The sequence below is a fragment of the Thalassotalea sp. 1_MG-2023 genome, assembly GCF_030546745.1.
Taxonomy (GTDB): Bacteria; Pseudomonadota; Gammaproteobacteria; order Enterobacterales; family Alteromonadaceae; genus Thalassotalea_C.
Genome location: NZ_JAUOPD010000013.1, coordinates 89,645 through 110,847, shown reverse-complemented (window position 1 = coordinate 110,847; position 21,203 = coordinate 89,645). Strand labels below are relative to the sequence as shown.

Genomic DNA, 21,203 nt, shown 5'->3' with positions numbered 1-21,203 from the left:
TGTGTTTTTTCTTGAAGACGAGCTAGCAGAGAAAATCGTAAACAAGTCCGCTGTTAATGTTGATAAAAACACATTATCAGCATTAAAAAAAGCGAGTTATGACGATTTAACTCGCTTAATCTATCAAACACCGCCATTACTTACGCTGGTAAATACTGCTAGTCAAGAGATCCAACAAGTAACATCAGCAAACAACGACACAAAAAGTGCTGTTAATACCCTTGGAAGACCCGCTCTCTTGAAATTAGCGCGATTTGCCTTAGCTAAATAATCATAGTTCATGTTAATCAATGACGTATTACCTAACGTTATTGATTAACAACGTTTGCAATATCCCCATTCTAGACAGATAATTATCTTTGAATTGTTTTTCGTTCATCATTGGTGGTTATTATTAACATTTTTGCAAAAATAAGCACTACACTACTTTTTCTATTGTCGTTTTCTGCGTCAACCTGTAATAACAAACCTATTTCTATTGCCGTAAACCTTGGGGCACCATGGGCTTATTATGATGAAGAAAAGGGAATTACAGGCATTGATGTGGAAATAATTGAACGCATTATGACTGATCTTGGATTTCAAACTGAATTTCATTTGTTGGCATACAACCGTCTAATGGAGCAGTTCAATCACGGCAAATATGATATGGCAAGTCCAGCAGCATTTAAGTTTAAAAACGGAACGCTTAGCGAAGAATATTTACCTTTTGAAGACGTGGCAGTTTCGTTAACTAAACAAAGTTTTAAAATCAACAAAATTGATGACCTAATAGGTAAAAGGGTTATTGCCTATCAACATGCTACATCTGTTTTAGGCAATAAATTTGCACAGATCGCAAGTCAGATAAGCTATGAAGAAATGGGACTTCGAGAGGTACAAGTAAAGCTTCTGGTAAATAATAGAGTAGACGTTGTCATTGGTGAGCGAAGAGTACTTCAATTTATCATCAACAAGCTTTTCCCTAACGAAGACATCACCATTCACCGGATATTTCCAGTAGTCAATTATGCGAATGTTTTTAGAGAACCCGAATTAGCAACACGATTTAATAAAGCGCTAAGAAAGCTCAAAAACTCAGGTGAATATGAAAAAATATTACAATCTTGGTAACGCCAAACGAGTGATCTAAAGTGCGTTAACCTTCGTTATTTTTCTCTTCCACATTAAGCTTGCCGGTGTTTTCTGTTTTGTTAATAACAGATGAAATAATTAAAATTCGCTAAATTGATTGAAATTGTTTTCAAACCGAACCGTTCTTTATTAATACATTTTTCAATATTCATTTAAAGAGTTACATGAAAACATTACTTACTGCTATTACATTTGTCTTTTTTAGCTTATCAGCCAATGCTGAAAAACAACCATTTACAGAAACGCTTTACCAACAATACCAAAATAATAACGAAACTTTTCTCATCGATGTGTTCGCAACTTGGTGCCCAACCTGTAAAAAGCAATCACAAATTCTTAATCAATACTTTAAAGAACACCCAGAAAGTAGCATTAAAGTGCTCGTAGTTGATTATGACGATCAAAAAGAGTGGGTTACTCATTTCAGGGCGCCAAGACAATCAACGTTATTGATTTACAAAGGCACAGAACAACTATGGTTCTCAGTCGCCGAAACGAATAAAGAAAAAATCTTCTCTGCGCTTAACCAAGCACAGGAATAGTAACAATGGAATTTACCGCAATACCGCTTGCTTTTTTGGCGGGCATTCTAAGCTTAGTTTCACCTTGTGTTCTGCCCATGATACCGGCGGTAGCAGCTTCTGCAATGCAGTCTTCCAAGTGGGGGCTTGTAACCTTAGCATTAGGTATAAGCCTAGCATTTGCATTAGCGGGCACTGTGCTAACTTTTATCCTGTTAAATTTGGGCATATCAACAGAATGGCTGCGTTACTTTTCAGTTGGCATGTTGCTTTTTATGGGGGCAACCCTCTTAATACCTCAACTTTCAGATAGATTAGCATTGATACTCTCTCGATTAACTAATAGAGCTGCGAGCGTTCAAATTCAAGGTAGTTCACCGTCAATGCAATTTGTGATTGGCGCATCATTAGGTCTCGTTTGGTTACCGTGTGTTGGCCCTACGCTAGGTACCGCTATTGCTCTTGCCTCAACAGGTCAAAGCATGCCAATGGCATTTATTGTAATGCTTTCGTTTGGTATTGGTACCGCTGTTCCGTTGGTGGCATTAGGCTACTTTTCGGGTAAAAAATTATCAGCAATTAAAACATCAGGAAAGTTTGGTAAATACTTTTTAGGTGTTACGTTAATTTTTCTAGCACTTATTATCCTTACAGGAGTAGATAGAATATTAGAGACATGGGCTTTAGATATTCTGCCTGACTGGGTCACCTCCATTTAATACTTATAGCAGGGCTTACCATAAAAATAAGCCCTGTTTAATTGGTTTATTGGGCTGCCAAAATTTCAACCATTTTTTGTGCAACAAGTGTTGATGATAAATGGTTTTGTCCCGTGACAATTCGGCCGTCAACTTCCACATGAGCTACATTCCTATCACTGTGAAAAAACGAACCTCCTCTCTCTTCTATGGTTTTTTGAATCAAAAAGGGGAACTCTTTAAAATACGCTTTACTTTGATTTTCAAACGATTCTGGATAACCACTTATTCTTCGCCCTTTTACTAAATACTCTCCATTTTCAGTCATCAAATTAACAATGCCCGCGGTACCATGACAGACTGACGATACGATACCATTATGTTTTTCATAAACCTCCATAGCAATCTTCTGTATTGCTTTATTCTCGGCTACTTGATACATAGCATTGCTTCCTCCTACATAGTGAACAGCTCGATAATCAGCAGCATTTACCTCGTTTGGCGATTTAGTGTGGCCAATGGCATACATAAAATCACGGTCGTACAAGTATTTTTTGTGTATTGGATCTGAGGTATTAATGTAAGACAGAGGAATGGCACCTCCTTTCGGGCTTAGGAAGTCAACGGTATAACCTGCTTGTTTAAACGTTTCAAATGCTTTGACGATTTCAGAAAAGCTTACTCCAGCAGGTAAACGAGAATCACCATGGAAATGAGCGTTAGAGACAATAAATAGTATTCTTTTTCCATGAAGTACTGTTTTCTCACTCACCGCCATTTTGCTGATTATTTTCCAGTCAGAATCAAGTTTTTTTAATAGGAACAGGTCAACATAGCGTTTAGATGTTTTAGGAATTAATATTTCTACTTTCGCCGTTGCGGCAACACCCACTAAATCAATTGATAATATTTCACCAATTCGCCCATTAAATTTTCCACTTTTGTTAAACCATGAAATATACTCGCTAGCGGGAACAGGCCATATCTCTTGATCTTGTTTTTCTAATAGTAGAGTTGCATCACGATAAAACGCTTGCTCAATTTTCTCTTTGTTATTAAAAGCAGTACCTTCAATATAATGTTTTAACGTTCGTTCTATTTGCTTTATGTCGTTTGAATCTTTCTGTAAAACGTTAGCGCTTGCAATATTACTCACTAATATAAGTAATATACTCAAAAAAAATAACCTAAATGAATTCATATCATCCTCCTCTTAATGGTCGCATCAACATTAAGAGAAAAAATCAATTCACACACTCATGTAATATAAAATCGAACTACGGAATTATAAATTAAGAGTTATTTAACATTGAATGGCGGTATTTCGCAGGCGTTAACTGTTCGAATTGCTTAAACGCACTGTAAAAGGTAGATTGTGCATTATATCCTGATAATTCAGCTATAACTTCCATGGTCATATTCGGCTCTGTAATAAGTAGCTGTTTTGCTTCTTTAATTCGCCACTCATTTATATAACTTGAAAACGACTTACCCATATTATCATTCAAAAATTGTGAAAGTTGTGGTACTGACACCTGCATTTTTCTCGCTAGTTGACCAAGCGTTAAATTAGCATTTTTATATAGTTTTTCTGTTTCCATCAATACATTTAATTGCGTTAAAAGCTCATTTGCAGCTAGCTCTTCAATTTTTTTATTTGCATATCGCACCTCTTTTTTATAATGAGTTTTTAACATCACTGTTGATACACTCATGTATAAAATAAAAGAGAATGTTAATGCTCCAACAATGTAAGATGTATACGAAGCTGTAAAATAGGCCAACCAAATAATACTAACCCCAAAGAACACATTAACACTGACGAGTTCACTTTTAGCTAATGCGCTCTTATTCGTGATTAAAAGTGATAGGGTAGGAAAAAGTAACATGCAAGATGCCACCAAATAAGCAAACCAACTCCAGTTAATAAACTTGTAGAAAACGCCCCATAAGTCGACATTACTTTGATAAGGGTATAGCGTACCTACGACAATAATAATGACAAAAAGTAAACTAATATGAGTTTTCCAATGCAGGGTAAGTCGTTCTAATTGCTTTGTTACACATGCAATGTAAAAGTACAAGAAAGGACCAATCAAAAAGCAAGCCGATAGCCCTATTTGCAAGAATTGCTTACCGATGGTTGGATCAAAATAAAACCAAATAGACTTCGAAATCCGTAAACTAATCGCCAGTAATAACGCGGCTAAAAACTTTTTTTCTGTGGTAAAGGGTTTAGAAAACCATAAATACAGTGCCAAAAATAAACCATTAAATGCACCAAGAGCGCTAAAAAAGAATAATAATTGACTTGAGAGTGCCATTGCCAAAACCTGCTAAAATCGACGCATTAAATGAAGACATTATTCATTTACCAAGAAATGCTAATTATAATCAATTGATAAAAACATAATACAGCTATCTTTCACACTAACAAAAAGAAAGCTTATTTCTTAACAAGGTTAAGTTATACCAATTCGCATAAAGATTAAGTCAGTTCAGAGCGATGTCAGAGGTGGGAGAATAAGCGAAACGTGTGCGGGTATAGTTGTTCTACATCAAACACGTTTTGCGCAATTATCGCGCCTCTAACACGCTCCCAAAGGGCGAGTTTAAGCGCTTCATAGCCTGTGTTGTTGATTTTGAAAAGGGAATAACCATTCTCTGCAATCAACGCCGTGCCTCTAAAGCGTTTAATTCTCGCTGAATGACCGAATATTTATACGAATTGGTATTAACCCTCGTTTTACAAATATTAGCATGCTCAACATGACTAAATGCTCAGTGCCAATTTCAATCATTCTGCACTTTTTGATAATTTTTCACTTTTGAGCCACAGCGATAATTAACGTACCGGTATTATTCAATTTGATTACGCGACATGAGGTGATGCAGCTTCAAAGATTGTAGGTTGTCTATCTCTAACATTTCTTGGCCGAATAGCTTCGATATTGAATTTAGGAAATGTAATTGACTAGGCTAACACTCTTAATCACAACTCTCCCTTTAGGGGCTTTGGTTAAAACAGTACAAGCTTTCCTAACCCCCTAACGTTAATTTTCTTGATACAAAATCACCTAACAATAGTAAAACCACTCATTTTTACATAGATCTACTGTTTACTTAAGAGATGTTATATCATAACATTTATTAAAGATGATGTTATATCATAACATTTACATAGGTAATATCACTCTATTGGAGATCTAATGTTCAAAATATCAAAGGTAGCCGTTCTTGTAGGCAGCTTATTGCCTGCTAGTTTGTTCGCACAAACGATTGAAGGAACTGTTATTAATAGTAAAGGTGAAAAGGTAGTTGGTGCCAAAATAGAAGTTGAAGGAACAGCAATTACAACAACAACTGATAAGAATGGCCGTTTTGTTGTCACAGACTTAACATCAGGTAAACGAGAATTACACATTACTGCTGCTGGATTTGCCCACCTAATTAAAGGCATAACAATTTCCGAAAATACCAGTAATCTTACGTTCACGTTAAATCGTTCACCTATTGAAGTCGTTGATGTTGTTGCATCACCTGTGCATATGTCTGTAATGGAATCTGCAACTCCCGTTACTGTATTAGCGGGTGAAACATTACGCCGCCAACAAGCTTCAACACTCGGAGACAGCTTAGAGAAAACAGTCGGTGTACACACTAACTTTCATGCGAATGTCGCCAGTACTCCTATCATCCGAGGTTTAAGTGGCCCACGTGTAATGATCAGTCAAAACGGGCTAGATGTTAGTGATGTTTCTCGAGTAGGGCCTGATCATGCGGTAGCAGCTGAAGCATCAACAGCCACACAAATTGAAGTATTACGCGGGCCTGCAACCTTATTCTACGGTAGCGGCGCCGTTGGTGGTGTAGTAAATGTTGTTGACGGTCGTGTGCCAACTGACAGCACAACAAGAGGCGAATGGTCACTTGAAACGAATTCTGCTGACAATAAAAAGCTCGCATCATTCAATGCGACAACAGGTACAGATTCCTTTGCTTTTTATGCCGATGGATACTGGCGAGAATCAAGTGATTATGAAGTACCCGTTGCTCCAGAAGCAGATCATGATGAGCACGGAGATAACTTCAAGGTAGAAAACAGTGCTGAAGAATCTGATGGTTTTACTATAGGTGCAAGTTACCTTTTTAACGACGGCTATTTGGGTATTTCTGTAGAAAAATTTAACCGTGAATATGGTATTCCAGGCCATAGCCATGGTGATGAAGGCGATACTGATGACCATGATCATGATCTCGAAGAGAGTCACAGTGAAAATGAGGATGTTTTTGCAGATTTAGAACAAACACGAGTGCAATTACAGGGTGAAATTAATTTTGATGGCCAATGGTTGCGCCAAGTTAACTTACGCTCTGGCTTTACTGATTATCAACATTCAGAAATTGAACATGGTGAAGTGGGTACTGTATTTGAAAACGACAGTCATGAGGTAAAAGTAGACTTGCTACATCACCCTCTCTCTGGCTGGAAAGGTGGACTGAGTTTACACTATAAAAACAGTGAAGTTGCTGCTCAAGGGGCCGAAGCGTTTACACCTCCATCAGACAGCGAGACTTTTGCGTTAGCTGTAATGGAAGAAAGACACCTTAATGACGATTTGCTACTTCAAGTAGGTGCCCGTGTTGAACAAGTAACATTGAAAGCCAATGAAGTATTATTACCAGAGCTAGCCGCACACTCTCACGATGATGATCATGAACATGATGAACACGATGAACATGATACAGATCACATTCGTGTTTTCGATGTAGATCACGAATTTACACCTGTTACGCTTTCTACTGGTTTAGTTTGGAATTTTACACCAGGCTATAATATTGGTATTTCACTTTCTCGTTCAGAACGTGCCCCTTCGGCTACAGAGTTGCTTTCTTTTGGTCCACATATTGGCACCGGAAGTTATGAAATAGGTGCATTATTTGCGTTACACCAAGAAAATGATCACCGTGATATTGGCTTAACTGACGAAGCCATTGATCTAGAAACTGCTAATAATATTGATCTCACTTTCCGCAAAACTCAAGGTGAAGTCGCTTATATATTTAATGCCTTTTATAACAAAATTGATAACTACTATTATCAGATAAATACTGGGCTATTTGCAGAGAGTGGTCACGATCATAGTGATGATTCACATGATCATGATGAACATACAGATGAACTTCCTGTTTATATCTTTCAAACTGATGACGTTATTCTCAAAGGGTTTGAAGCACAAATAGCTTGGCAAGCAACAGACGAAATTAAAGCCACGGTTTTTTCTGATTATGTCAGAGTTAAATTGCAAGATGGTGGCGATCTACCTCGAACACCTCCACTAAGGTTTGGTACTAACTTAAGTTATATCAATGAAAATATTAGTGCACATTTAGATATTACCCGTTATCAATCGCAAGATAAAATAACGGCCTTCGAAACTGAAACTGATGGCTACACGTTAGTTGACGCTAGTGTTTCATATGATTTACCAATGCTAAATCACGATATTTCTCTCTATGTAAAAGGCAGCAATTTAACTGATACAGAAGCTAGGGTACATAGCTCGTTTCTTAAAGATATTGCACCACGCCCAGGACGAAGTTTTTCTGTTGGCATTCGAGGCTACTTCTAACTTTTCTATTAAATAATAATTTTCAAGGAATTACGCATGACAAATTTATTCAAACTTAATGTGCTTGCCGGGTTGATCGGCAGCTTAATACTAACGGGTTGTGGCGATGCCGAAACCACAATTGTTGAACAAGACCCCATCGTAGTAGATGATGGCCACGACCATGGTGATGATCATGACCATGATGATGGTTATACAATAGAGTCTCTAGGTCGTTTGGCAGTACTTTCTGCAGAGACTGCCGAAGCAGCAATTTTTGATCTAGATGATAATGAGCTACTTGATACCTTCTCATTAACCTATGATTCAAACTCATTAACCACTTCACCAGGCTTTCGTTATGCTGCAATAGTAAATCGAAGTGATGACAATATCAGCTTTATTGATAGTGGCTTATGGCGAGAAGACCATGGCGAACATCTACATGACTATGAACAATCGCCTGCGTTAAGTGATTATACGTTAATGGGAAGCCGTCCTACTCATGTCATCAATCATGATGGCCAAATGGCGGTCTTTTATGATGGAGATGCCAATACTGGCACCAGTGCATCTGTTCAAGTGCTTACAGATAGTGATATTAGTAGCGAAACTTCGGAATTAGCAGGGATTGAATATTCAGTGAACATGCACGGTGTTGCTAAACCTAGAGGCGAACACCTACTCTCAACCCTGCGCCGCGACGATGCAGACAGCACGTCAAACGCTAAAGTTCTCCCAGATCAAGTAGGTGTTTATCATTTTCACGATGGCGAATATGAACTTGAACAGACGTTAGATATTACTTGTCCTGACTTGCATGGCGCAGCACAAAACCATGAGTTTGTTGCATTCGGCTGTGGAGATGGCGTTTTAATTGCCCACCAACATAATGACGAATACGAAGCAGAGAAAGTCGCTAACATCAGTGAACTAAATGGCTTACGTATTGGAACTATTTACGGTCATGAAGGTAGTGAATCTTTCATTGGTATAGCCTCTGGACACGGCGGTGGTCAAGCGATACTCGTTACGCTTAATCCAGAAGAAAATGAAATGGAAACTATTGACTGGCAACCCATGGCTGATGCATCCCCTGTTTCTTATGCATTTGCGTTTGGAGGTGAGCACTTCTTAATTTTAGATAATCAAGGCTACCTTACTGTATTAAGCCAACATTCACATGATGGTCACATGGAGTGGGAATTTGAAGGGCGTATTGATATCTCAGAAGAAGATGTATCAACCATGCCGGATAATATGTCTTTTACGCTAACAGTCGCTCAAAATGATCATTTTGCCTATGTTGGTGACCCTATAGCTAAGCATATTCTTCAAGTGCATATTGAAGACATGGAGATTGAAGGAGATATCGAATTAAACTTTGCACCTGCCAATATATCTTGGTTAGGCATTGTTGAAGAAGGCGAAGAACACGATCACGACCATTAATCGAGTCTTAAGTCAGGTGCCATTGATTTCAGTGACACCTGACTTGTTAACGGCAAAATAGTGTTATCACAGGTACTTAAATAAAAAAGCTGTTTTGTGACATAACAATAACCCAGAAAAATCAGCAGGCTCTATTAATTCATTATGACCCAATGCACCTTTGCTCATAAAGTAAAAACCTCAGAAGAGCAACTGAGGATAGCTGAAGCTCACTGTGAACGGCACGGAAGTAAACTTACACCGATAAGACAACAAGTGCTATCACTTCTACTTAATACAGAAAGAGCACAATCAGCCTACGAATTAATTGAATTATTTGAAAATACATACAGTGAAAAAATGGCGCCGATGTCTATTTATCGAACATTAGATTATCTGGTAAAAGTCCACTTAGTACATAAAATAAACGTTGCGAATAAGTTTGTTGCCTGTGCTTTTATAAATAATCAAAAAGAACATGATGTAACACAACTTTTATTTTGTCAGCAGTGCCAACAAGTACAAGAGTTGCCAATTAATCATGCTATAGAAGAATGCCTCACAGACGAGGTAACAAGATTCGGTTATCAATTATGTTCCCATCAAATAGAATTAACCTGCATATGCGCTAAATGCATAACCACCTGATTAATTAATAAAATAAGCCCATCGTTAGTGATATTCACTTTATAAAATATTGTGGCCTTCCTCTGGATCTCTTGAATTTACCGCTTGCTCTCTAATATCGTCATGATCACTGCTAGTATCATCATCGTGATAATTATTTTGCGAATTATTAGCGGTAGAAAGGTTCGGCGCTTCTTGCTTAATTTGAGATGTAGTGCCACTGTTTTCTGGAGCTAACATAATTCTTTCTCTTGCATCATCAGGCATAGAAATACCTTCTTGCATAAAGACTTCAACAACACTTTTCATTAATACTGAAGCTACTTTCTGTTTGCTGTTAACTTCGCTATTTATCCAAAAGTACAGTCGTAAATTACACGTTGATGAACCCAAAGAGTTTACAAGTACTTGAGGTACAGGCTCGTTCAAAACAGCTTGTTGTTTTCGCATAATCTTAGCCACTAAAGATTGTGCATAATCAACATTTGCATCATATCCTATACCAACATCAACAGTGCAGCGTATATTTGGATTTGCAGTAAGGTTACGTATCGCATTCTTATAAATAGTCGAATTTGGTAGTTGAATATGGTCACCGTTAAGGTCAACTAGCGTGGTAGCCCGAGAAGTCATTTTATTAACAACTCCTAAATATCCTTCAACTTCTATAATATCGCCTAGCTTAAAGGGGCGTTGAACACTTAAAAGCAAACTTGATAAAAAGTTTTCAGCAATATCTTTAAAGGCAAAACCAATAATGAGTCCAAGCACACCTGTACCACTTAGTATTGCAACTGCAAACTGTGTTAACCCGACTAAATGTAAAAATATATACAACCCAACCAGAACAATTAAAATACTGGTTGTTCTTCGGATCACTAATTGTACTAATTGACTGATGTTTGGCTTAATAAATGGTTTAGTGATAAAACCAGCAATAGGCTTTGATAACAGCCAAAATATAAGAAATATTAAAATTCCTGCAAAAAAAGCAGGCAACTTATCAACCACAACTTGAACAAACTGCGCTAAATTATCTAATACAAATTGGGTTTGCATGTTATCGACCTTTTATTTTTTTGAAGATATTTCTTTAGTTCTTTACATAAGACTTTAGTAACAAAGCAAATCTAACGCCACAAAGTTAATCAGATTGGAAACGTTAGGAGGTTAATCCGAAATTATTTAATCGCTCTAACTTATTACCGCCCCTTAAACAAAAACGAATCTTTTAAATGTTTACAATAATATCAATAAAAACAATAGCTAAATTATTTTAAAGCCGTTTTTTTCCACCAAAATTCTCATTTTTTAATCATTGAATACACAATCAAGAGATTAAAAGTAGGTGCGATCACTTTACTACGCTAAAGATCTCAATCGCTGATGCGAACTTAAAGACTTGTCGCAAAATGAAAACCTGACACATTTGTCTATAATAATTACACAATTAACACAGAGAGTTTTTACAGAAATAATTTTTATCATTAAAAATCAACAAACTAAATAATGGCATGACACTTGATAGCCTAACAAAGTGAATGTTGTTCAGCTTCAAGGTGAAGTTAAACACAGAATATGAAATAGCGACATTTTATAAAGGTTTACCATCGCATAAATTAATAAATATCCGTTGGACATAACAAAGACACATAACTAAGGATCTTAAAATGAAACCAAATAAAATATTTAAAAAAATACAATCAATATTACTACTCACTATCTTTGCAATTACAGTAAGTGCATGTGCAACGATAGAAGGGGCTGGAAAAGATATAGAATCCGCTGGTGAAGCCGTTCAAGATGCGGCAGATAATTAGGCTTATTCAGCAACATTATTAGGGTTCGTAGAGGTTATCAATTATAAACTCTACGAACCCACGAACAAAACCATTTCACCTAATATGTGTTTGCTTTTTCTACTAAAACGCCAATCATGTCCGCGTCAAACGAGTAAATGTGTTCAAAAAGCGCGCTTTTATTAAAGACTTATACTGGTTCGATATTCAAACGTTTTGAGTTTAAATAAAACAAGGCCCCCTGTATGACATCAGAACACTCGGTTACACATCCACAAAGTTTTTCAGTTAAAAGTTGGTGGTATATAACTAAGCGGGTTTTCCGCAAAGTGCAACGAGACAATATGCCCCTTATTGCTGCAGGAGTTGCTTTTTACTTTTTGTTAGCAGTATTTCCCCTTCTTGCAGCACTCGTATCGATGTATGGCCTTTTTGTTGACCAAGTCACACTCTCTCAGCATATCAATATGCTGGTAGGTGTTATTCCTGAGCAAAGCAGATCCATTTTAGAAGGACACGTTGAGCGCTTAGTGACAACAGATGATCGTACATTGAATCTGAGTTTTTTGATTAGCTTTATATTGGCCCTTTGGAGTGGTGGTAAAGGCTCTGTAGCCTTAATAACAGCTTGCAATATCACTTACCAAGAGAATAAAAGCCGTTCATTTTTTAAAAAGATAATAGCTCGTGTATTACTGACGCTAGCAACTGTATTAATTATGCTTCTGATGCTGGTACTGTTAGTCGGCATTCCATTAGTATTTAGTGATGTAAATGAATCAATTCAAAAAATATTAACCCTTATGACATGGCCATTATTGTTAACAATATTTTATTTATCGCTCGCTAACCTATACAAATATGCACCACATCGAGCTTCAGCTAAATGGCGCTGGGTTACACCTGGCGCGCTAATGGCTACCTTGCTTTGGCTAGCAGGTTCTTACCTTTTTAACCTTTATATTACAAAATTCGCTGGCTACAACGAAACATATGGCTCAATGGGAGGAGTCATAATTCTGTTAATGTGGTTTTATGTTACCACTTACACTATTTTACTCGGTGCTGAGATAAATGCAGCAGCAGAACTACAAACACTTAAAGACACTACTACCGGAGAAGATAAACCCCGAGGTGAGAGAGGAGCATACGTGGCTAATAATGGCCCTGAGGACAATAACCTTTCAGATAAATAAAATAGGAAAAATCTAAATAAAGCGTGTAGATGCGCGCTTTCGTTTATCTTACAACGTGATCACTACATCTACACACTAACACTTATGCCGAATTTAAATAAACATCAAACAGGGCAAAAAGATTTATAAGCAGTATTTATTATCATAAACTGACAAATACACTACTACTGTTGCATTTCTTTAAGGTACTTATCTGCTAACTCATTCTTTTGGTTATCATTTAATACCTTATTTGCATGCTCAAAAAAATCTTTTTCTTCTTCGTCTAAGTGATGAAGCACTCGCTCTTGTAGTGTTTTCATGGTCTGTAACCAAGCAGGGGAGCTCATGTCTGTTTCTGCTATTTTATCAACTAATTCTTCAATTTCATGATGCTCAGCAATGCCGTGCCTAGCATCATCGATAGTTTTATCAGACTTTATCAGGGGGGCATAAAAATACCGCTCTTCTGCAACTGCGTGCTGATCCAGTTGCTCCTTTAATTCTTCAAACGTTTTTTTACGGTGCTCTGAATCACCAGATGTTTCAATCAGACTTTCCATCAAAGCGCGCTGTTTTTCGTGATCTTTTCGAATAGCTTGGAAGATCTCCATACATACTCCATTGGTCAAATTTACACTAAAAGACTAAGTTAAAAGCACATGTTGTATCGTACTCATTATTCGTCAAAAATTTACATGAATAATACTATCAGCGTACAAATAAATAGTACTTTATGTTGATATCATCATCACCTTCTCACTTTCTAATGCAGTAGATTCGCATTAACCGTGTTACAAGAGCAATCTATATGCCAGCAATAGAAACTTAACTAAATCTTTAAATATTAATAAGTTAAACCAACAAAAAAGACTCAGGATTTATTTTGTATAAATTACTATGTAAATAATTCCTACTCATTTGCAAAAGCTCGCCATTACACGTATTTTGAAATGATCAAACAACATTTTAACAATTGCATATACAGATTTCGTAACGCTTATAAAATGAACATTACCATTTGGTGTAAATATTGCTTTTCCCTAATTAACATATTTTAGCACCTGTTTGACGGTTAAAAATCTGCCCTGATCTATGATGACTGCTTCGGTTTTAAATTAAATAAAGAGGATATATGAGGATTGTTCACTATTACATTGCTGGCGCTTGCCTCACATTTTTAGCTGGTTTTTACAGTGTAAATCACTTTTATAGCCTGTTATGGTATTGGACCAGTCTCTCATTAGCTGCAGTTTCAACTGCGTATATTTTTAAACGCCCAAGCATCTTCAGAAAAAAAGAAGACGGTTCTATTCCTTATTATATTCGTTGGTTATTCATACCTTTTTTACTTGGAGCACAATTATACAATGTGTGGGCTCGTAAGAATGACTCTGTGCCTGCGATACAGAAAATAGACAATAATGTATTTCTTGCTTGTCGGTTATTTCATTCTGACATGATAGAACTTAAAGCTAATGGCATACGAGCAATATTAGACGTAACGGCTGAATTTGACGGGTTAGATTGGTCAGCCAACGATGAAAACCTAGATTATTTAAACCTGCCAGTATTAGATCATCAAAGCCCAACTAATGAACAATTAATACAAGCAATTAATTGGATTAATAAACACATTGAGCAACACAGTGTAGTAGTGCATTGCGCTTTAGGTCGTGGGCGTTCGGTTTTTATTGTCGCTGCTTATTTATTAAGTAAAAATACAGACTCCTCAATTACACAAGCACTTGAAGCAATTCAAGGTGTTAGAAAAACCGCAGGGTTAAACCGTCATCAACTTAAAGCACTAAAAAAAGCCCATGAATCTGGAGTACTAAACATAAATAACGCGTAGCCATAAATGCTAAACGGTTGCTGTATAAAGAAAATGTAAATTTATACAACGTTTATAACCGCTAATAAACACATGAAAATCATAGGTAGTAAATAAGGAAACTAATGTTTAAAAAAATTACCGTATTAATTATGCAGGGGCTTTTAGCGTTACTCCCTATATCATTAACCTTTTACTTTCTCGTTTGGCTTGTAACGGCTATTGAATCAAGTTTGACACCCTTTATTCCAGAAGAATTTTATTATCCAGGTTTAGGGCTTTTCTTGGGTCTGATCATCCTATTATTCGTTGGCTTAGCCGTAAACGCTTATATAGTAAAATCATTTATTCGATTGGGCGGCGAGTTATTAGAAAAGATCCCCGTTGTAAAAACTATTTATGGTGCAATACAAGATGCTGTGAATTTAATAAATATCAACAAACAACAAAAAATGAAAAGCGTTGTATCTGTAAAAATTAATGACAGCATACATTTAATTGGCTTTGTTACGAGTCACGAAAGCGCTAAAGAACTATTTAACAACGATAATAAATTAGGTGTATACATCCCTTTGAGTTATCAAATAGGAGGCTATACTTTGTATATTGATAAAAGCCAACTAACGCCTCTGGATATAAGTGTTGAAACAGCGATGAGAATAGCGCTTACTGGTGGTAGTGTTTCAACATCGCATAAAAAAGATAGTTAGCTTTTTAAGGGCAACTATAAATCATCATTGAAATACCGCATCGGTTTTCTAAGTGTATTTCTTCTTTTCTTTTGTTATTTAATTCTATTAATTTCCACGTGTAACTATTACTGAGTATTACGTAATAGTTACACGCCATTCTTATTTTCATTCTAAAAAATCAATTTAAAGTCTTTATTTTTCAACAGGTTAATATTGGCACTAAAATAGCAATATTGATATAGACTTAACAGGAGAAAAGTTATGAAAAAATCAACTATTTCAATTATTGTTGCAGCCGTTATTAGTACCACTTCTTTAAATGTAAGTGCAGAAAACACTTGGAAAGATGGCGCTAAAGACGCATGGATTGATGGCAAAGCCGAATCAACATTGCTTTTTAATGGGAATTTGAATTCTTTCGATATAAATACTGATGTAAAAAACGGAACAGTTATTTTAACGGGTAAGGTTAATAATTCTGTCGATAAAGCGTTAGCAGAAGAACTTGTAGCTTCGCTTGAAGGTGTTGAGAAAGTAGACAACAAACTAACCGTTATTGATAGTAAGTCAGAGAAAGACACTAAAATGATGCAAAGTCTGAAAGACTCTAAAATAGAAACCGTGGTCAAAACCAGATTATTGTTTGAATCACAAGTAAGCGGATTAGATATTGAAGTAGAAGTTAAAAACGGAGAAGTAACACTGTCAGGTAAAGTAGAGTCAGACTCAGAACGAGATCTTGCTGTTGCAATTGCTAAGAATACTGATGATGTAACAAATGTTGTTGATAAACTTAAATCATAAGACTTAGTAACCAGTAATTCATTACTTTTTACGTTCCTCCGCGCCAAATTAGGCGCGGTTTTTTCTCAGTTTTTGAAGATAGGATCATAATCTACATGAAAGGTTTTAATTTTAAACTTTCAAGACTTTTACGCACTAAAAAATTTGCTAATAAAAATAGGCCTGTTGTTCGTCAATTTAACTGGTTTACTCGTAGTAACGAGCCTAACAATTTAAATGAAAATCAACGATATTCTAGCGCTAGGGCTTCAAGATAACGCTTTACTTTCTTACAGGATGAGAATAAAAAGATGCTACACACCTCGAGTTTATTAAAGGCCGCAGATACAACACCTTTGGGTGAGCACTTAAACGATTTACAACAAACTATTCTCGTTGTAGGAGTAAATCAATCATTTCGACATTTATCGGTAACCTTTGGCAAAACTTACCATGTCATTAATGTCGATTATCAGCAGGAAATAGATGAGTCAGTTAGGAAAAAAGGGATAGACCTAATAATTTTGCACGCTGATGATGATAAAGAACTATGGATAAAATCTCTTCGTAATATTCGTTCTAGTCCGTTCCTAAGTTTTATTCCTATTATCATCATAAGCAACAAAAACTCGGTAAATGAACAGCTTACTGCTTTAGAGTTTGGTGCCTTAGATTGCATGGTTCAACCGTTTAACCCTTTTATTCTGACCGCTAAAGTTTCTAATTATATGAAATTAATGGAGAACGTACGAAAACTTGAATTAGCTTCGAGTATCGACGGTTTAACCGGTTTAGCGAACAGAATGGCATTAGATTCGACTTTATTTACTGAATGGCACCGAATGAAAAGAAGCAAACAGCCACTTTCAGCTTTAATGATTGATGTTGATCATTTTAAATTATTCAATGACAAGTATGGCCACTTAGAGGGCGATAGATGTTTGAAAATCATTGCCGATGCATTAACTAATGTCACCGGACGAAATTCTGATTTTGCCGCTCGATTTGGCGGAGAAGAGTTTGCCGTTTTACTTCCAGGCACCGATAGCTTTGGCGCAGAAAAAGTTGCTCAATTAATTCTTGAGAAAATAGCAGACTTATCCTTACCTAGCGCCAGTGAAAGTACTAACTTTTTAACTGTTAGCATTGGAATTGGTAGCTGCTTGCCTAGTGACCTTGATGTTCAAGAAATAAAACCAAGCTGGCTTTTGCAAGAAGCTGATAAACATTTATACATGGCTAAAAATAATGGACGCAACCAGTACAGTATGTAAAACCTATGAATAAAAGCCAAAACAAAGAGATTGATAAACATTATTAATATTCATGAAATAGTCTTCAAACTTGGCTAATAACACCGACTACAGCTACTATTATTTTATCTATTCTGTAGTAAAAAAATAAAGGCTTGAACAGAAACATAATACACAGTAATTAATTCGCAAAATGCGCTGTTAACGACAAAAAGGAGAGGGAAATGACATCACCGAATCAACATTTATCGACATTGACAGTGCGAGGTAAAAATTATCATTACTTCGACCTAACTAAATTACCGTTTGATACTAAACGGTTGCCGCTTACCGCCAAAATTTTATTAGAAAACTTGTTACGTCACAGCGATAAGCAGTATGTTCAGCCAGAAGATATTCAAACCTTAGCCAAGTGGGATACAACAACGTTTGCTGACACTGAAATAGCATTTGTTCCCTCCAGAGTACTATTACAAGATTTCACCGGCGTGCCTGCCGTCGTCGATTTAGCGGCTATGCGCGATGCAATGTTAGCTTTAGGCGGCGATCCTAATAAAATTAACCCTCTCAAACCAGTCGATCTAGTCATTGATCATTCAATAATGGTCGACGAATTCGGTAATACAGATTCATTTGCTCGTAACACTGAAATTGAGGTTGCGCGAAATAAAGAACGCTATCAGTTTTTAAAATGGGGACAAAGCGCATTTAATAACTTCAAAGTAGTACCGCCAGGAAAAGGCATTGTTCACCAAATAAATTTGGAATATTTAGCGAGCGTGACTTTTGTTGAAGAGCAGCAAGATACACCACTACTTTACCCAGATACGTTAGTTGGTACTGACTCTCATACAACCATGATAAATGGCTTAGGTGTGCTTGGTTGGGGCGTAGGTGGCATAGAAGCAGAAGCCGCCATGTTAGGTCAACCGGTTACTATGCTTATACCCGAAGTTGTGGGTGTAGAACTAACAGGTCAATTACCTCCTGGAACAACAGCTACCGATTTGGTATTAGCCTTAACACAACAGTTACGTGCCTTTGGTGTTGTTGGTAAATATGTGGAATTTTTTGGTACTGGTGTACAACATTTAACCGTAGCCGATCGTGCAACACTTGCCAATATGGCACCTGAATATGGTGCAACATGTGGTTTGTTTCCAATTGATGAGCAAACCACAAATTACCTTGCATTAACGGGCCGAAGTGAACAGCAAATAGACATTATTAAAGCGTACTCTAAAGCTCAGGGAATGTGGGGGAGTGAAGCTCAAGAACATGCTGAATATCACGCAACATTGCAGTTAGATTTACACTCTATTGTTCCTGCCATTGCTGGACCAAAACGTCCTCAAGATCGAGTTGATTTGGATCAAGCCAAAGTCGCATTTAACGATTGGCTCTCAGAGCAAAAAGAACTAACTATTGTTTCTGACGATAGACAAAAAGCACGCTTTGACAGTGAAGGTGGTGTTGAACATATTGGGACAAAAACATTCGTTTCATACAGTCACAACGAGCAAAATATTGATTTACACGAAGGCGCAGTAGTAATCGCAGCTATAACTAGTTGTACTAACACCTCAAATCCATCGGTGTTAGTTGCAGCAGCACTTTTAGCACAAAAAGCCAACGAATTAGGATTAACCGTTAAGCCTTGGGTTAAAACAAGCTTTGCTCCTGGTTCTCAAGTTGTCACTGAATACCTTAATAAAGCAGGTTTATCTGAAGCTCTTGATACTATGGGGTTCAACCTAGTCGGCTATGGGTGTACAACGTGTATTGGTAATTCTGGCCCATTGCCGAAAGCTATTTCAGAAGCCATCAAAGAAGGCGACTTAACGGTAGCGTCTGTTCTATCAGGTAACCGTAATTTTGAAGGAAGAATACATCCTGATATTAAAGCAAATTACTTGGCATCACCGCCACTAGTCGTAGCGTATGCATTAGCGGGTAATATGAAAGTAGATATTACTAAAGAGCCTCTTGGTATTAGTAATACTGGCAAACCCGTATTTTTGAAAGACTTATGGCCAAGCCAACAAGATATTCAAGAAGTCATCACTCGTGTCGTTAACAAGTCGATGTTTTCAGAAAAGTATGGCTCGGTTTATGATGGCGGAGAAATTTGGAATAACTTAAAAACAGTTAACGCTGAAATTTATAATTGGCCAGAAAGTACCTATGTAAAAAAACCCAGTTTTTTTGAAAATATGCCTAGACAGCCTGAGCCAATTAAAGCGATTAAAAATGCACGTTGTTTGCTAAAACTATCGGACAGTGTCACCACGGATCACATCTCTCCAGCCGGTTCTATTGGCAATAATACTCCTGCAGCTGACTACTTACGTGACAATAACGTAAAACTAGAAGACTTCAACTCTTACGGCTCTAGACGTGGTAATCATGAAATTATGATGCGCGGTACTTTTGCTAACGTTCGATTGAGAAATCAGCTTGCCCCCGGTACTGAGGGTGGTTTTACACGTAAGCAACCTACTGGTGAATCAATGACAGTATTCGAGGCTGCACAACAATATATCGCTAACGATATACCCACCATAGTTATAGCTGGCAAAGAATATGGTACAGGCAGTTCACGTGACTGGGCTGCTAAAGGACCATTATTGTTAGGCGTTAAAGCGGTTATTGCTGAATCGTATGAGCGAATTCATCGTTCTAATCTCATTGGAATGGGGATTTTACCTTTGCAATTTAAGCAAGAAGAAGGGGCACATACCTATCATTTAGATGGTACAGAACAGTTTTCAATTCAAGCGATTGAAGCAGGCCAAAAACAAGTGAAAGTAAACGTTTTAAGGCAAGATCAGGATAGTTTAAGTTTTGAAGCTGATATTCGTATCGATACGCCAAATGAATTTGAATACTTTCGCCATGGCGGCATTCTTCAATATGTGCTCAGAAGCTTAGTGTAAGCAACAAACGTTGCTTCACATACTTGAACAGCTCTAAGCGCACTATGAAGAGATTGGTATATTCTTTACAAAAGGTTAAGGCTAAAATCACGGATGAAAGTGTTTGTTAAATGATTAAACGACATAATTTTTCCTTTATTTAAGTCACGCAACCTTTTGTATAGTTATTAAACAAAGTTTCGCTGCCCTTTGGGTTCAACTAAACGCTATTGCACTCAGTCATTAAATAAAAAGGAAGTGCCATGTCTGCTCATGATTTCCATATTTGCTCTACTTCCGACGTATTATTATTATCCTTTGATGAAGACTGGGCAGTTGATGGCTACAAAAATCGATTTGGCGAGTCTTTGCTGGAACATGCAAAAGAATTTAACGATAAAAAATGGGCGGTAATCGATGATATAAGCAATTGGCCCATCAAAATACCTGAAGAAATGGAAATGTGTAACGAACTAGCCACTCGTTTTGTAGAGAAAGGATTTCGTCATTGTGCTGTGTGTGGTCAGGAATATGCGATTTCAAAATGGATGATGAATAAAGTCATCCCAAATAAAGTTGAAATCGCTTATTTTGACAGTCTAAGTGAAGCTAAAAACTGGCTGAGTTCCCTTGGTTACAATACTAATTTCCAATAAAAACATTATGACTTACCCCGCCTGTTAGCTTGGCGCTATAAATCTCAATTGATGAGTATTTCCAATGTACTAA

At 37.0% G+C, this 21,203-nt stretch carries 18 protein-coding genes and 1 pseudogene; 15 read left to right on the top strand and 4 right to left on the bottom strand.

Going from position 1 to position 21,203, the window contains the following annotated elements:
* The first annotated feature begins 1 nt into the window (after nt 1).
* The 4 genes from Q4489_RS11820 to Q4489_RS11805 all read left to right on the top strand — a co-directional run bounded on the left by Q4489_RS11820 (nt 2) and on the right by Q4489_RS11805 (nt 2,374).
* Nucleotides 2-271, top strand: coding sequence for a hypothetical protein (locus Q4489_RS11820; RefSeq protein WP_303480612.1), 270 nt, complete (start codon nt 2-4; stop codon nt 269-271).
* Nucleotides 272-384: 113 nt separating this feature from the next.
* Nucleotides 385-1,113 carry an ABC transporter substrate-binding protein gene (locus Q4489_RS11815; RefSeq protein WP_303480610.1) on the top strand — a complete coding sequence of 243 codons (729 nt, stop codon included), beginning with the start codon at nt 385-387 and terminating at the stop codon, nt 1,111-1,113.
* Between the two features lie 185 nt (nt 1,114-1,298).
* Nucleotides 1,299-1,676 (top strand): thioredoxin family protein, encoded by a 378-nt coding sequence (locus tag Q4489_RS11810; protein WP_303480608.1) that lies wholly within the window; start codon nt 1,299-1,301, stop codon nt 1,674-1,676.
* Between the two features lie 5 nt (nt 1,677-1,681).
* Nucleotides 1,682-2,374 carry a cytochrome c biogenesis CcdA family protein gene (locus tag Q4489_RS11805; protein WP_303480607.1) on the top strand — a complete coding sequence of 231 codons (693 nt, stop codon included), beginning with the start codon at nt 1,682-1,684 and terminating at the stop codon, nt 2,372-2,374.
* Nucleotides 2,375-2,420: 46 nt separating this feature from the next.
* Here the strand turns inward: Q4489_RS11805 and Q4489_RS11800 are convergent, their stop codons facing one another.
* Nucleotides 2,421-3,554, bottom strand: coding sequence for a nuclear transport factor 2 family protein (locus Q4489_RS11800; RefSeq protein ID WP_303480605.1), 1,134 nt, complete (start codon nt 3,552-3,554; stop codon nt 2,421-2,423).
* Nucleotides 3,555-3,645: 91 nt separating this feature from the next.
* Nucleotides 3,646-4,677, bottom strand: coding sequence for a helix-turn-helix domain-containing protein (locus tag Q4489_RS11795; RefSeq protein ID WP_303480603.1), 1,032 nt, complete (start codon nt 4,675-4,677; stop codon nt 3,646-3,648).
* Between the two features lie 885 nt (nt 4,678-5,562).
* Between Q4489_RS11795 and Q4489_RS11790 the strand changes: the two genes are divergently transcribed.
* The 3 genes from Q4489_RS11790 to Q4489_RS11780 all read left to right on the top strand — a co-directional run bounded on the left by Q4489_RS11790 (nt 5,563) and on the right by Q4489_RS11780 (nt 10,044).
* Nucleotides 5,563-7,986, top strand: coding sequence for a TonB-dependent receptor (locus tag Q4489_RS11790; RefSeq protein WP_303480601.1), 2,424 nt, complete (start codon nt 5,563-5,565; stop codon nt 7,984-7,986).
* 36 nt (nt 7,987-8,022) lie between these two features.
* Nucleotides 8,023-9,417, top strand: a complete 1,395-nt coding sequence (locus Q4489_RS11785; RefSeq protein WP_303480598.1) for a 5-methyltetrahydrofolate--homocysteine methyltransferase — start codon at nt 8,023-8,025, stop codon at nt 9,415-9,417.
* A 144-nt stretch (nt 9,418-9,561) separates the two neighbouring features.
* Nucleotides 9,562-10,044 (top strand): Fur family transcriptional regulator, encoded by a 483-nt coding sequence (locus tag Q4489_RS11780; protein ID WP_303480596.1) that lies wholly within the window; start codon nt 9,562-9,564, stop codon nt 10,042-10,044.
* A gap of 39 nt (nt 10,045-10,083) precedes the next feature.
* Here the strand turns inward: Q4489_RS11780 and Q4489_RS11775 are convergent, their stop codons facing one another.
* Nucleotides 10,084-11,082 carry a mechanosensitive ion channel family protein gene (locus Q4489_RS11775; RefSeq protein WP_303480594.1) on the bottom strand — a complete coding sequence of 333 codons (999 nt, stop codon included), beginning with the start codon at nt 11,080-11,082 and terminating at the stop codon, nt 10,084-10,086.
* Nucleotides 11,083-11,693: 611 nt separating this feature from the next.
* Between Q4489_RS11775 and Q4489_RS11770 the strand changes: the two genes are divergently transcribed.
* Together Q4489_RS11770 and Q4489_RS11765 are read left to right on the top strand one after the other, a co-directional pair.
* Nucleotides 11,694-11,843, top strand: a complete 150-nt coding sequence (locus Q4489_RS11770; RefSeq protein WP_303480592.1) for an entericidin A/B family lipoprotein — start codon at nt 11,694-11,696, stop codon at nt 11,841-11,843.
* 224 nt (nt 11,844-12,067) lie between these two features.
* Nucleotides 12,068-13,018, top strand: a complete 951-nt coding sequence (locus tag Q4489_RS11765) for a YihY/virulence factor BrkB family protein (RefSeq protein WP_303480591.1) — start codon at nt 12,068-12,070, stop codon at nt 13,016-13,018.
* 164 nt (nt 13,019-13,182) lie between these two features.
* On the opposite strand, the gene Q4489_RS11760 is transcribed toward Q4489_RS11765, so the two are convergent.
* Entirely contained in the window at nt 13,183-13,611 is a 429-nt protein-coding gene (locus Q4489_RS11760) for a hemerythrin domain-containing protein (protein ID WP_303480589.1), read from the bottom strand.
* A 521-nt stretch (nt 13,612-14,132) separates the two neighbouring features.
* On the opposite strand from Q4489_RS11760, the pseudogene Q4489_RS11755 reads away from it, so the two are divergent.
* The 6 genes and pseudogenes from Q4489_RS11755 to Q4489_RS11730 all read left to right on the top strand — a co-directional run.
* Nucleotides 14,133-14,846 (top strand): annotated as a pseudogene (locus Q4489_RS11755) (dual specificity protein phosphatase family protein); the annotation flags it as partial.
* 110 nt (nt 14,847-14,956) lie between these two features.
* The gene (locus Q4489_RS11750) at nt 14,957-15,541 is read left to right on the top strand and encodes a DUF502 domain-containing protein (protein ID WP_303480587.1); all 585 of its coding nucleotides are present in this window, start codon (nt 14,957-14,959) and stop codon (nt 15,539-15,541) included.
* A gap of 243 nt (nt 15,542-15,784) precedes the next feature.
* Complete coding sequence (locus Q4489_RS11745; RefSeq protein ID WP_303480584.1) at nt 15,785-16,327, top strand: BON domain-containing protein; 543 nt, start codon at nt 15,785-15,787, stop codon at nt 16,325-16,327.
* A 290-nt stretch (nt 16,328-16,617) separates the two neighbouring features.
* Nucleotides 16,618-17,580 (top strand): diguanylate cyclase, encoded by a 963-nt coding sequence (locus Q4489_RS11740; protein ID WP_303480583.1) that lies wholly within the window; start codon nt 16,618-16,620, stop codon nt 17,578-17,580.
* 203 nt (nt 17,581-17,783) lie between these two features.
* Entirely contained in the window at nt 17,784-20,495 is a 2,712-nt protein-coding gene (acnA, locus tag Q4489_RS11735; RefSeq protein ID WP_303480581.1) for an aconitate hydratase AcnA, read from the top strand.
* Between the two features lie 242 nt (nt 20,496-20,737).
* Nucleotides 20,738-21,130: a hypothetical protein gene (locus tag Q4489_RS11730; protein ID WP_303480578.1), complete on the top strand. Its 393-nt coding sequence runs from the start codon at nt 20,738-20,740 to the stop codon at nt 21,128-21,130.
* Nucleotides 21,131-21,203: the final 73 nt, after the last annotated feature.